Source organism: Chromobacterium subtsugae, assembly GCF_035919665.1.
Lineage (GTDB): Bacteria > Pseudomonadota > Gammaproteobacteria > Burkholderiales > Chromobacteriaceae > Chromobacterium > Chromobacterium subtsugae.
Genome location: NZ_CP142381.1, coordinates 390,708 through 402,792, shown reverse-complemented (window position 1 = coordinate 402,792; position 12,085 = coordinate 390,708). Strand labels below are relative to the sequence as shown.

Below are 12,085 nucleotides of genomic sequence, written 5' to 3'. Positions count from 1 at the left end.
GCCGCGTTTGCGTGCGGCGCGGCCGCGCCCTGTTGTATAATGAGAATTATTTGTATTATCATCGATTTCATGAAACCCCTGCCAACCTTGCAACTTTCTGCCATCGGCGCGGTGCTGGGCCTGCATGCGCTGGCGCTGTGCTTGCTCAATGGCCAGCCCGGCCGGGAGCTGCCGGTGACGCCGCCGCGGCTGCTGACATCGATGACGATGCTGGCGCCGGCGGCCGCGCCCAAGGCCGCCGCGCCGTCTCCCGCAGCCCCGCAGAAACCGCAGGTCCAGGCCAAGGCCGCGCCTAGCAAGGCCATCCCGCAGACGCGGCCGCTGCCGGCAGTGAAGCCGCAGAAAACCGACACGCCGCCGCCGGCGCCCGCCAAGGCCATCCAGGTGGCCGCCGCCGCTCCCGCAGCCTCTGCTGCCCCGGCGGCGGAGCTGGCCAAAGCGCCCGGCGGCGGCAAGCCGGACGGCGACAGCCGCCAGCAGCAAATCACCGAGCCGCTGTCCACCGGCGGCTACCTGAACAATCCGCAGCCCGCCTACCCCACCGTCTCCAAAGAAGAAGGCGAGGAAGGCACCGTGCGCCTGCGCGTCCATGTCAGCGTGCAGGGCCTGCCGCAAGAAGTGTCGGTGCAAAGCAGCAGCGGCTTCCCGCGCCTGGACCGCGCCGCGCTGGCCTCGGTCAAGCGCTGGCGCTTCATCCCGGCCAAGCGCGGCGCCGAGCCCATCGCCTACACCTACATCGTGCCGGTCGAGTTTTCCTTGAAGTCCAGCAGGTCATGAGCGCCGCCGCATATCGCCAGGCCGGCGCCGCGCTGGCGGCGGCCATGCTGATGCTGACGAACGCCGCGGCAGAACCTAGTCCCGCCGGCCACGATCAAGCCCGCCGCAAGCAAACCTCCTCCTTGTCCGAGGAAGCGATGGAGGCGATAGCGGCAGGCCAAGCCGGTCTCGCGAAAGTGCGGGTGCTGATCAGCGCCGAAGGCCTGCCGCAGGAGATCGCCCTGATTAGCAGCAGCGGCGTCCCGCAATTGGACGCCGCCGCATTGAAAACCGTCAAAAACTGGCACTTCACCCCAGCCAAACGCGATGGCCAGGCCATTCCTGTCATCGTTATCGTCCCTATCGAATTTTCTTTGAAGCCTGGCAAACCATGAATCTAATGACCGTATTCCACCAAGGCGACGCCGTACTGATTTCGGTGTTCCTGATCCTGATCCTGATGTCGGCGCTCACCTGGTACCTGATCATCGTGCGCGGCGTGCAGACCCTGCAGGCGCGCCGCGCCAACCGCAGCGCCGAGAGCGCGCTGTGGAGCGCGGCCGGCTGGACGCAGGCGGAGCACCAGTTGGCGCACAGCCGCGGACAGGTGGCCAACCTGACCCGCGCCGGCCTCGCCGCGCTCAAGCAGTACCAAAGCCAGGCCGGACGCGCGCTGGGCCAGGCTTGCGGCGTCGACGAATTCCTCACCCGCGCCATCCGCAAGGCGCTGGCGCAGGAAAACGCCCGCCAGGAAGCCGGCCTGACCGTGCTGGCCTCCATCGGCTCCACCGCGCCTTTCATCGGCCTGTTCGGCACCGTCTGGGGCATCTACCACGCGCTGGTCAATATCGGCCAGGCCGGCCAGATGAGCATAGCCGCGGTCGCCGGGCCGATAGGCGAAGCGCTGATCGCCACCGCCGCCGGCCTGGCCGCCGCCATCCCGGCGGTGCTGGCCTACAACGCCCTCACCCGCGCCCAGCGCGTGATGTCGCAGGAACTGGACTATTTCGCCCACGACCTGCACGCCCAGTTGTTGACCCAATCCGGAGAGCAAGATGGCGTTCGGTAGTTTCAACCAGGGCCCGGCCGCGCCGATGGCCGAGCCCAACACCACGCCGCTGGTGGACGTGATGCTGGTGCTGCTGGTGGTGTTCATCATCACCACCCCGCTGCTGACCAACGCGGTCAAGGTGGACCTGCCGCGCGCCCAGGCCGCCCAGCACCAGGACAAGCCGGAACAGATCCGCCTGGCGGTGGACGCCGCCGGCAAGCTGTTCTGGAACGACAAGGCGGTGGCGGAAGCCGACCTGCCGGCCCGCTTCGCCGCCGCCGCCGCCGCCAATCCCGAGGTGGAGCTGCACCTGTCGGCCGACAAGGCCGTGCGCTACGAAACCGTGGCCAAGACCCTGGCCGCCGCCCAGAGCAACGGCGTCGGCAAGATAGGCTTCGTCACCGCCGCGCCCTGAGCGCCAGCCAGCCTCCCGCCCCGGGGGGCTGGGCAGCCGCCGCGGAACCCCGGGCCGCCGGCCCACACTAAGCCATATTCCCGCGCCGCTGGCCTGCGCCAGCCGGCCATGGCAAGATTATTGCCTCATCTATCGACCCACCCCGCGCGCCGCGGCGCGCCAGCCAAGAATGGTTTCCCGATGCGTTTTCCCGTTTCCCTGTTGAGCACCACGCTGGTCCTGGCCGGCCCCGCCGCGCTGGCGGCGCGCCAGCCGGCGGAAGAGGCGCCGCTGGCGCTGAAGGCCAGCATCAGCTGCCGCCACAACGCCGACAACAGCCTGGACTGCACCACCCGCAACCAATTCACCATCCTCAAACCCGCCGGCAAGGAGTTTCTGTCGCGGATAGATTTCACCTACCCGGACACCGACAAGCTGGAAGTGCTGGGCGGCGAAGTGCGCCAGCAGGACGGCAAGGTGGTCAAGCTGGAAAAGTCGCAGGTGGAAACCCGCGCCGCGCCCAACCCCTACGCCGGCGTCAGCCGCGACAAGCAAACCTGGCTGGCCTTCCCCGAATTGGCGGTGGGCAGCGTGGTGTCCTACCAGGTCAGGCACCATATCGCCGCGCCGCCGCTCAGCCGCGAGTTGCTGTACCGGCTGGACTTCGATCCCGAGCCGGTGCGCTACGACAGCTATCATTTCGAGCTGGATTCGCCGCGGCCGCTGCTGTGGCGCGCCGAAGCGATGGAAGGCTTCCAGACCGCGGCCAGCGCCGACGGCAAGCGGATCACCGTCGACCAGCACGGCAGCCGCTACCTGAACCTCACCAATGAATGGAGCAATAGCGCGCTGCGCCGCTGGCCGCGGCTGAGCATCGCCACCAGCGACTCGCCGCAGCAGCATTTCGGCGTCTACGCCGAGCGCTACAACGCCATCCTGGCGGCGCCGTTGCCGCCGGGCGCGGCGGCGGTGGTGGAGCAGCAGCGCGGCAAGCCGGCCGCCCAGCAAGTGGCCGCCTTCATGCAGCACATCAACAGCCATTACCGCTACCTCAACGACCAGCGGCTGGCCGAACGCGGCCTGGTGCCGTTCACGCTGGCCGAAATCGAGCAGCACGGCTACGGCGATTGCAAGGACCTGGCCACCTTGCTGACCGCGATGCTGCGCCGCGCCGGCATCGCCGCCGAACCGGCGCTGGTCTTCCGCGGCAACTTCGCCCAGCAGCCGCTGCTGCCGGGCCTGGGCACCGTCAACCACATGATCGTGCGCGCGCAAGTGGACGGCAAAACCGAGTGGCTGGACGCCACCAACCCCTTCTTCGCCGCCGGCCGCATCATGCCTGACCTGCAGGAGCGCGCGACCTACCTGATGGGCGACGACGGCAAGGTGCGCCAGGACTTCATTCCGCTGCAGGCGGCCACCCTCAGCAGCTCGGTCAAGCGCGTCGAAACCCTGAAACGCGACAGCAGCGCGCGCATCGTCAGCCAAAGCCTGCTGGCCGGCTGGCCCTTGATCGAAATGACGATGCAGGACCGCTACCAGGGCAGCAGCGGCACCGACCAGAACATCTGCCGCGGCCTCGGCAACCAGACGCAGAACTGCAAGGTGGCGCGCGCCGCCACCGGCTTCCTGATTCCGGAGCGTTACCCGATCCAGATAAGCGGCGACGACACCCGCGCGCTGGAGAAGATCTCCGGCCTCTACCTGTACGACCCGCGCCTGGAAAGCCGCTGGAACGACTTCGACAACTACCGCGCCAACGGCAACCAGGCCGACGTCTACCTGGGCGACCCGGAAATCATGGAGCGCTCGCTGGAACTGAAAGGCGCCAAGGCCATCCAGCCGCCGTTCAGCTGCCAGGCGCGCTCGCCCTGGTTCGACCTGGACCTGAAGCAAACCGCCGACGCCAGCGGCGTCCGCTACCAATACCGGCTGAGCAGCAAGGTGCGCTGGCTGAGCCACGACGACATCGTCAGCCCGGAATTCGCCGCGCTCAGCCGCCAGGCCCGCGCCTGCGCCACCCAGGTGCGGCAGATCCTGAAGCTGTAAACCCGGCGCGCGATGCCGGCGCCAAGGGGGATGGCCGCGGCCTCCCCTTTTTTGCCGCCAGCAAGCATTCGATTTAAATAAAATGATTTTAACTTAAACCATTTCGCAATAAATCCTTGCCCTGTCATGCACAGGACATGACAATGCCAATTTGCCGGCAATACTACAAAGAGCATGGTCAAAGAGAAGCAGACAATGGAAAAAACAGCCATCGGCAGAGGCGCCGGCCGGGAAGTGCAGCTCGCGCCGCACGAACTGATCGTCACCAAGACCGACCCCAGCGGCCACATCACCTACGCCAACCGCGTGTTCATGCGGGTGGCCGGCTACGCCGAGCACCAGCTGCTGGGCAAGCCGCACAACCTGATCCGCCATCCCGACATGCCGCGCGGCGCCTACCGGCTGATGTGGCAGACGCTGCAGGCCGGCCACGAATTCTTCGCGCTGGTGAAAAACGCCACCGCGGACGGCAACTACTACTGGGTGCTGGCCAACGTCACGCCCGATTACGACCCGCAAGGCCGCCTGCAGGGCTACTACTCGGTGCGGCGCCCGCCCAGCCGCGCCGCCATCGCCGCCATCGAACCGATCTACGCCGAAATGCGCAAGATAGAAGCCAGCCAGGGCAAGGCCGCCGCGCCAGACGCCTCGCGCGACTGGCTGCTGGCGCTGCTGGCGGAAAAAGGCTGCAGCTACCAGGACTTCATCCTGGGGCTGAACGCCGACGTACTGAAAGCCAAAGGAGTCACCGGATGAGTTCCCCCCGCAAAGCCAGCCCCTTCCTACGCTCGCATCTGGCCTGGGTGCTGGCGGGCTTCAACGCCCTGGTGGTGCTGTCCATCGTCGACGACTACCTGCTGCCGGCCGGCGCCCAGGCCGCGGTCAGCGTCCTGCTGCTGATCGCCACCATCGCGCTGTCCTGCTGGCTGTGGCAAAAGGGCAGCCGCATCTTCCTCCTGCTCAACGCCCTCACCCGCCAGCTGGGCCTGGCCTGCAGCGGCGAATTGCACCACCGCAGCACCGGCACCCGCGAAATGGGCGAAGTCGGCCAGGTGGCCTGGCAGCTGAATGACTTCCTCGACCTGGTGGAAACCTACTTCAAGGAAATCAACACCTGCTTCCAGGAGATCAGCCAGGGCAACTTCTCGCGCCGGCCGCTCAACCAAGGCCTGCCCGGCATCCTGGCCAGCTCGCTGGAGAACGTGAACAAGACCATCCAGACCATGGCCGACAACGACGGCTTCGTGCGCCGCAACCGGCTGTCGTCGCAACTGGCGGCGCTGAACAACCCCAACCTTCGTCACGACCTGTCCGGCAGCCAGCACGACCTCACCGCCATCAGCCAGGCGATGGACGCGGTGGCCGGCATCACCCGCGACAACGCCGCCGGCGCGCGCGAAAGCCTGGACAGCGCGGCGGAATTGTCCAGCCACCTGGATACCATCGCCGGCAGCGTCAACAGCATGGATCAGGCCAGCCAGCTGCTGGCCCAGGAATGGCAGGGCATAGAAAGCTCGCTGGCCGACATCTCGGCCATCGCCGACCAGACCAATCTGCTGGCGCTGAACGCCGCCATCGAAGCCGCCCGCGCCGGCGAAACCGGCCGCGGCTTCGCGGTGGTGGCCGACGAAGTGCGCAAACTGGCCGAGCGCAGCAAGAGCACCGCCAACCAGGTGCAGAATGTGCTGGAATCGCTGTCCACCCGCATCGCCGACATGCAGGCGCAGGCCAGCGACGCCGGCGGCGTGGCCGGCAATGTGCAGACATCGGTGGAATCGTTCCGCCAGCGCTTTGCCAGCCTGGCCGAGCAATCCGACCGGGTGTTGAAGCAGGTGAGCGAGGTGCAGCAGAAGTCGCAGACCTCGCTGCAGAAAGTGGCGCACGTGATCTACAAGCAAAGCGCTTACCACGCGATCGAGGAAGCCGAGGCCCAAGCCCCGGCGGTGGAGCTGGAGCACTGGATAGACGGCGGCGGCGCCAGCCTGTTCGGCGCCTCCGCCACCCAGGCGCTGCGCCAGCCGCTGGCGCAGCTGCAGCAGCAAGTCGGCGCGGCGCTGGCCGCCGCCAGCCAGAGCGGCCAGCTGGACGAGGCCGGCATCGTCGCGCGGATGCAGGCGATGGAGCAGGCCAGCCAGAAGCTGCAGCAGGGCCTGGACCAGCTGTCCGCGGCCTGAGTCCGTCCCCTCTTCCCCTTGCCAAGCCGGGCCCAGCCCGGCTTTTTCACGTCCGCGCGCGGCGCCTCAATGGCGCTTCGGCAAACGGTATTGCAGCAGCCAGAAATGCTCGCGCCGCAGCAAGGCCATGTCGCTGACGCCATGCCGGCCCAGCAGGATGCGCAATTCGGTTTCGCTGGGAAAGTTCTTCAATAGCCGCAGCTCGCCGCCGTCGGGTCCGGGCCGCATCTGGTAGCCGTTGCCCGCCGCGTCATACTCCACCAGCGGATATTCGCGGCACTGCGCCTCGCTGTCGTCCAACCACAGCACCTCGGCGCCGGCCTGCAAGCCGCCGTGCAGGCCAGCCAGCCAATCGTCGCGGCGCTGCTTGGGCAGCCGCGAAAAACACTGCGCGGCGAAAGCCGCGTCGAAACCGCCGGCGCCGGCCGGCAGCGCGCAGTCCTGCACCAGGCGAAACTCCACCCGCTCCACGCCCGGCCGTTGGCGCGCCAGCGCCAGCGCGGCAGCGGCCTCGTCCAATGCCAGGTAGCGCCGCGCCCGCGGCGCCAGGTATTGCGTCCAGTAACCGCTGCCGCACGCCCATTCCAGCACCTGGCGGCCGGCGAACTGCTGCGGCAGATAACGCCGCAGCCAGGCCAGCTCCAGCGCCCGCTCGGGCTGTTCGTACGCCGCGTCGCCTTCTTCCGCGCCATGGATGCTCATTTCCCGGTCCGACTGCATGCGTGCTCTCCCACGGGCCCAGCCCTTTTCTACCCGAATAGCATACCATCCAGTCCACCCCCTGTATTTGTTATAAATTACGTAAATAAAATATGTATATCATTAAATAAATAATATTTAGCTTATTGCTCTAGGCGAAATCCATAAATCCCGCAATCAAGTCGTCATGGAAAATGCTCCTCTCGGCAGCCTTCATCCCCGCCGCCACGCTGCTCATGAAAAAAACCGCCCGAGATGGGCGGCTTTGCAAAACCGCGGCGCCGGCCCAAGGACCGCGCCGGCTCAGAAAAAGCCCAGCTTGTCCTCGCCGTAGCTGACCAGCAGATTCTTGGTTTGCTGGTAGTGGTCCAGCATCATCTTGTGCGTTTCGCGGCCGATGCCGGACTGCTTGTAGCCGCCGAAGGCCGCATGCGCCGGGTAAGCGTGGTAACAGTTGGTCCAGACGCGGCCAGCCTCGATGTGGCGGCCCATGAAGAAGGCGGTATTGATGTTGCGCGACCAAACGCCGGCGCCCAGTCCGTACAGGGTGTCGTTGGCGATGGCCAGCGCCTCGTCGCGGTCCTTGAAGGTGGTCACCGACACCACCGGGCCGAAGATTTCCTCCTGGAAGATGCGCATCTTGTTGTTGCCGGCGAACACCGTCGGCTGGATGTAGAAGCCGCCGGCCAGCTCGCCGGCCAGTTGCGCGCGCGCGCCGCCGGCCAGCACCTTGGCGCCTTCGTCGCGGCCGATGGCGAGGTAGCTCTGGATCTTGTCCATCTGCTCCTGCGACGCCTGGGCGCCTATCATGGTGGCCGGGTCCAGCGGGTTGCCCTGCTGGATGGCGGCGACGCGTTTCAGCGCCTTTTCCATGAAGCGGTCGTAGATGGATTCATGGATCAGCGCGCGGCTGGGGCAGGTGCACACCTCGCCCTGGTTCAGCGCGAACATCACGAAGCCTTCGATGGCCTTGTCGAAGAAGGCGTCGTCCTGCGCCGCCACGTCGTCGAAGAAAATGTTGGGCGACTTGCCGCCCAGCTCCAGCGTCACCGGAATCAGGTTCTGGCTGGCGTACTGCATGATCAGCCGGCCGGTGCCGGTTTCGCCGGTGAAGGCGATCTTGGCGATGCGCTTGGAGCTGGCCAGCGGCTTGCCGGCTTCCACGCCGAAGCCGTTGACCACATTGAGCACGCCCGGCGGCAGCAGGTCGCCCACCAGTTCCATCAGCACCAGGATGGACAGCGGCGTCTGCTCGGCCGGCTTCAGCACCACGCAGTTGCCGGCCGCCAGCGCCGGCGCCAGCTTCCACGCCGCCATCAGGATGGGGAAGTTCCACGGGATGATCTGGCCCACCACGCCCAGAGGCTCGTGGAAGTGGTAGGACACGGTGTTGGCGTCGATTTCGCCCAGGCTGCCTTCCTGCGCGCGCACGCAGGCGGCGAAGTAGCGGAAATGATCGATGGCCAGAGGAATGTCGGCGGCGCGGGTTTCGCGGATCGGCTTGCCGTTGTCCCAGGTTTCCACCTCGGCCAGCAGGTTCAGATTGGCCTCCATCCGGTCGGCGATCTTGTTCAGGACGATGGCGCGCTCGGTCACCGGCGTATGGCCCCACTTGAAACGGGCGGCGTGGGCGGCATCCAACGCCAGCTCAACGTCTTGCTCGTCCGAGCGCGGAATCTCGCACAAGGTCTTGCCGGTGATCGGGGTGACGTTTTCGAAATAGCGGCCGTTCACCGGCGGCACCCATTGGCCGCCGATGAAATTGGCGTAACGCGTCTTCAATTGAAATCCAGGTTGCAGGCTTGCCATCTTCAGTCTCCTCGTCTGGTGGATGGTGGCTATCCGTTCAGCGGATTGCGCAACAGCGCAAGCGCCGTGCCAGATTTATGATTTTTGCATTGCATCATCGCGCCGGCCCTTGCAAGGCGAAGCCGCCGGACTCTCCATTGCGCAACGCAGCAAACCTCTCGCGGAATCAAGGAATTGCCAAGCGAGCGGATGCGGCGATAATCGGCCGTATCGCCAATCAAACTGTCTCGCGCCGCGACACCTGTCGCAGCGTGGCGAGGCAGGCCAGGAGCCGCGCATGAACGCTGTCCGCAGTTTGCCGCTGGGCGAGATCCGCCGCCGTTTCTTCACCGGCCAGCCCTTGCCCGGCCAGGCGCTGCCGCCACCCATCCTGCACTCCTGGCAACGCTGCCGCAGCCTGGGCCTGCCGGCCGGCGGCGGCGGCGGCGGCGGCGACAAGCTGAGCCCGATGGAGCTGAACGAAAGGCAGCAGGCGAACCAGGACTGGCTGGCGCCGGCCGCGCCGGCGCTGGCCGGCTTGTACGAACAAGTGGCCAGCCAGCAGCTGGCGCTGGTGGTGGCCGACAGCCGCGGCCTGATCCTGGACGAGTGCGGACATATCGATTTTCTGAACAAGGCCGAGCGGCTGGCGCTGACGCCGGGCATGGACTGGAGCGAGGCCGCGCGCGGCACCAACGCCATCGGCACCGCGCTGGCCGCGATGGACAGCGTGCTGGTGCGCGGCGGCGAGCATTACCTGGAGCGCAACCGGGTGCTGGCCTGCGCCGCCGCGCCCTTGCTCGGCCCACAGGGACAGTTGCTAGGCGCGCTGGACATCAGCGGCGCCAGCCGCAAGCTGGGGCCGCCGCAAATCCTGGCGCTGCACGCCGCGCGCGGCCAGATCGAGGCGCGCTTGCTGGAGGACGCCGCCCGCCACGGCTGGCTGCTATGCCTGCACGCCGATCCGCGCCTGCTGGACGCGCCCTCCGCCTGCAAGCTGGTTTTCGACGGCGATGGCCGCCTGCTGGCCGCCAACCGCCCGGGTTTGGCGCTGTGCGGTCTGGAAGCCGGCGGCTGGCAGGCGCGCCATTTCGCCGCGCTGTTCGGCCAAAGCCTGGAGCACTGGCTGCAACGCCATGGCCAGGCCATCGGCGCGCTGCGAATCGGCGCGCAACGATTCTCCGCCCGGCTGAAGCCGCCGGCTCCCGCCCAATCGGCCGCGTCTGCCAGCCGTTCGCCTCGGTCCGCGCCGCCGGCGAAAGCAGCGCCCACCGCCGCCATCGCGCCGCTGGACGGCGCGCCGCCCGAATTGTTCGCCGCCGCGCGCAAGCTGCTGGAGGCCGACATTCCGGTGCTGATCCTGGGAGAAACCGGCACCGGCAAGGACCGGTTGGCGCGCGCGCTGCATGGCGCCGGCAGCCGCCGCGGCCAACCCTTCGTCGCGGTCAACTGCGCCGCCATTCCCGAAGGCCTGATCGAGGCCGAGCTGTTCGGCTATCTGCCCGGCGCCTATACCGGCGCCAACCGCCAGGGCAGCAAGGGCAGGTTGCGCGAGGCCGACGGCGGCGTGCTGTTCCTGGACGAAATCGGCGACATGCCGCTGGCCCTGCAGGCGCGGCTGCTGCGGGTGCTGCAGGAGCGCGAAGTGACGCCGCTGGGCGGCGGGCCGGCGCAACAGCTGGACATCCGGCTGATCTGCGCCACCCACCGCGACCTGCGCGCCAAGGTGGACGAGGGCGCTTTCCGCGCCGACCTGTATTACCGGCTCTGCCACTATCCGCTCAGCCTGCCGCCGCTGCGCGAGCGCGGCGACGTGGCCGCCATCGCGCAGCGCATGCTGGACGAAATGGGCGCGGCGCGGCGCGGCATCGCGCTGGCGCCGGAGTTGGCGCGGGCTTTCCGCGGCTACCGCTGGCCCGGCAATCTGCGCGAATTGGCCAATTTGCTGGCCACCTTGCTGGCGCTGGCCGACGACGGCGCGCAACTGGAAATCCGCCATCTGCCGGCCTTGCTGCGCGCCGATATGGCAAGCCAGGGCCATGCGGTGCCGGACAGCGCCATCGCCGATTTGCTGCGCCGCTGCGGCGGCAACGCCAGCGCGGCGGCGCGCGCGCTGGGCATCAGCCGCGCCACGCTGTACCGCCGCTTGGGCAAAACCGCCAAATAAGCGCGGCTACGCTATGCCGCGGCGGACTCTGCCATCAACTCGGCAAACTGCTGCCGTATCCAGCGCTGGCCCGGATGGCTGTGGTTGCGCGGATGCCAGACCATCGCCACGCCGAAGCCGCTGAGCGGAAACGGACACGCCGCCGTCTGCAGCGGCACCCGGCTGACCGCCACCAGCCGCGCCGGCAGCAAGGCGAGATAATCGGTTTGGAAAACGATTTCCGGCACCAGCAGAAAAGACGCCGCCGACAAAGCCACCCGTCGCGCCAGCGCTTGCTCGGCCAGCGCCGCATCCACCGCGGTGCTGAAATCGCCGCTGCCCAGCGACACCACCACATGCTGATGTTGCAGATAGCTCTCCAAGCTGAGGCCCTGCCGCCAAGCGGGATGCCCCGGCCGGCCGATCAGGACATAGCGGTCTTCAAACAAGGGCTTGGCATGCAAGCCTGGCGGCGCGCAATCCGGGCTGATCAAAGCCAGATCCACCTCGCCGCTCTCGGCCTGGCGCTGCAAGCGGGACGCTTCCAGATGGCGCAGCGCCACCCTGATGCCCGGCGCGCGCAGGCGCAAGCGCTGGATCAGCGGAATCGCCGCCACCGCCTGGACGTAATCGGTGCAGGCGAGCTGCAAAGTCATGCTGGCGGCGGCTGGATCGAACGCCTGGTGCGCCAGCAGGTTTTCGCGCAGCTGTTGCAGCGAGGCCTGCAAGGGCGCCAGCAACTGCTCCGCCTTGGCGGTGGGACGCATGCCGCGCTGCGTCGGCAGCAACAGCGGATCGCCGAACAGTTCGCGCAAGCGGGCCAGCTGCGCGCTGACGGCTGGTTGGCTCAGATGCAGCCGCGTGGCCGCGCGGGTGACGTTGCGCTCCTCCAGCAGCGCTTCCAGCGTATGCAACAGATTCAAATCCAGGCGCTTGGTATCCATGAAACAGATAGCTCATCAGAAAAGCATCGATTTCACTTATTTATCATGCCGGCACACACTGACGCCATCGAAACCCCATTGAAA

11 protein-coding genes are annotated in these 12,085 nt (G+C 67.2%); 8 read left to right on the top strand and 3 right to left on the bottom strand.

What is annotated here, in order from left to right:
* Window positions 1-69 precede the first annotated feature (69 nt).
* The 7 genes from U6115_RS01985 (at window position 70) to U6115_RS01955 (ending at window position 6,424) form a co-directional block, all read left to right on the top strand.
* Entirely contained in the window at window positions 70-777 is a 708-nt protein-coding gene (locus U6115_RS01985; RefSeq protein WP_043575146.1) for an energy transducer TonB, read from the top strand.
* Between the two features lie 44 nt (window positions 778-821).
* Window positions 822-1,151 carry an energy transducer TonB gene (locus U6115_RS01980; RefSeq protein WP_160309813.1) on the top strand — a complete coding sequence of 110 codons (330 nt, stop codon included), beginning with the start codon at window positions 822-824 and terminating at the stop codon, window positions 1,149-1,151.
* Entirely contained in the window at window positions 1,148-1,825 is a 678-nt protein-coding gene (locus tag U6115_RS01975) for a MotA/TolQ/ExbB proton channel family protein (protein WP_043575144.1), read from the top strand. The genes U6115_RS01980 and U6115_RS01975 overlap by 4 nt, the downstream gene beginning before the upstream one ends.
* Window positions 1,812-2,222, top strand: coding sequence for an ExbD/TolR family protein (locus tag U6115_RS01970; RefSeq protein ID WP_043575143.1), 411 nt, complete (start codon window positions 1,812-1,814; stop codon window positions 2,220-2,222). Before U6115_RS01975 ends, U6115_RS01970 begins: the two co-directional genes overlap by 14 nt.
* Window positions 2,223-2,402: 180 nt before the next feature.
* Window positions 2,403-4,250, top strand: coding sequence for a DUF3857 domain-containing transglutaminase family protein (locus U6115_RS01965; protein ID WP_043575140.1), 1,848 nt, complete (start codon window positions 2,403-2,405; stop codon window positions 4,248-4,250).
* Window positions 4,251-4,445: 195 nt separating this feature from the next.
* Window positions 4,446-5,006, top strand: coding sequence for a PAS domain-containing protein (locus tag U6115_RS01960; protein ID WP_043575138.1), 561 nt, complete (start codon window positions 4,446-4,448; stop codon window positions 5,004-5,006).
* Window positions 5,003-6,424 carry a methyl-accepting chemotaxis protein gene (locus U6115_RS01955; RefSeq protein ID WP_043575137.1) on the top strand — a complete coding sequence of 474 codons (1,422 nt, stop codon included), beginning with the start codon at window positions 5,003-5,005 and terminating at the stop codon, window positions 6,422-6,424. Before U6115_RS01960 ends, U6115_RS01955 begins: the two co-directional genes overlap by 4 nt.
* 66 nt (window positions 6,425-6,490) lie before the next feature.
* Here the strand turns inward: U6115_RS01955 and U6115_RS01950 are convergent, their stop codons facing one another.
* Together U6115_RS01950 and adh are read right to left on the bottom strand one after the other, a co-directional pair.
* Window positions 6,491-7,144, bottom strand: a complete 654-nt coding sequence (locus U6115_RS01950; RefSeq protein ID WP_052258052.1) for a methyltransferase domain-containing protein — start codon at window positions 7,142-7,144, stop codon at window positions 6,491-6,493.
* A gap of 282 nt (window positions 7,145-7,426) precedes the next feature.
* Entirely contained in the window at window positions 7,427-8,932 is a 1,506-nt protein-coding gene (gene adh, locus U6115_RS01945; RefSeq protein WP_043575134.1) for an aldehyde dehydrogenase, read from the bottom strand.
* Between the two features lie 277 nt (window positions 8,933-9,209).
* On the opposite strand from adh, the gene U6115_RS01940 reads away from it, so the two are divergent.
* A complete protein-coding gene (locus U6115_RS01940; RefSeq protein ID WP_043575132.1) occupies window positions 9,210-11,078 on the top strand; it encodes a sigma-54-dependent Fis family transcriptional regulator in 1,869 nt (622 codons plus the stop codon).
* A gap of 11 nt (window positions 11,079-11,089) precedes the next feature.
* Here the strand turns inward: U6115_RS01940 and U6115_RS01935 are convergent, their stop codons facing one another.
* Window positions 11,090-12,001 carry a LysR family transcriptional regulator gene (locus tag U6115_RS01935; protein ID WP_043575129.1) on the bottom strand — a complete coding sequence of 304 codons (912 nt, stop codon included), beginning with the start codon at window positions 11,999-12,001 and terminating at the stop codon, window positions 11,090-11,092.
* Between the last annotated feature and the right edge of the window lie 84 nt (window positions 12,002-12,085).

What these genes read in the sequence shown, in the direction of transcription:
- U6115_RS01975 (WP_043575144.1), top strand. Translation starts at nt 1,148, where the DNA reads ATGAATCTAATGACCGTATTCCACCAAGGCGACGCCGTACTGATTTCG.
- U6115_RS01940 (WP_043575132.1), top strand. Translation starts at nt 9,210, where the DNA reads ATGAACGCTGTCCGCAGTTTGCCGCTGGGCGAGATCCGCCGCCGTTTC.
- U6115_RS01970 (WP_043575143.1), top strand. Translation starts at nt 1,812, where the DNA reads ATGGCGTTCGGTAGTTTCAACCAGGGCCCGGCCGCGCCGATGGCCGAG.
- adh (WP_043575134.1), bottom strand. Translation starts at nt 8,932, where the DNA reads ATGGCAAGCCTGCAACCTGGATTTCAATTGAAGACGCGTTACGCCAAT.
- U6115_RS01955 (WP_043575137.1), top strand. Translation starts at nt 5,003, where the DNA reads ATGAGTTCCCCCCGCAAAGCCAGCCCCTTCCTACGCTCGCATCTGGCC.
- U6115_RS01950 (WP_052258052.1), bottom strand. Translation starts at nt 7,144, where the DNA reads ATGCAGTCGGACCGGGAAATGAGCATCCATGGCGCGGAAGAAGGCGAC.
- U6115_RS01960 (WP_043575138.1), top strand. Translation starts at nt 4,446, where the DNA reads ATGGAAAAAACAGCCATCGGCAGAGGCGCCGGCCGGGAAGTGCAGCTC.
- U6115_RS01965 (WP_043575140.1), top strand. Translation starts at nt 2,403, where the DNA reads ATGCGTTTTCCCGTTTCCCTGTTGAGCACCACGCTGGTCCTGGCCGGC.
- U6115_RS01935 (WP_043575129.1), bottom strand. Translation starts at nt 12,001, where the DNA reads ATGGATACCAAGCGCCTGGATTTGAATCTGTTGCATACGCTGGAAGCG.
- U6115_RS01985 (WP_043575146.1), top strand. Translation starts at nt 70, where the DNA reads ATGAAACCCCTGCCAACCTTGCAACTTTCTGCCATCGGCGCGGTGCTG.
- U6115_RS01980 (WP_160309813.1), top strand. Translation starts at nt 822, where the DNA reads ATGCTGATGCTGACGAACGCCGCGGCAGAACCTAGTCCCGCCGGCCAC.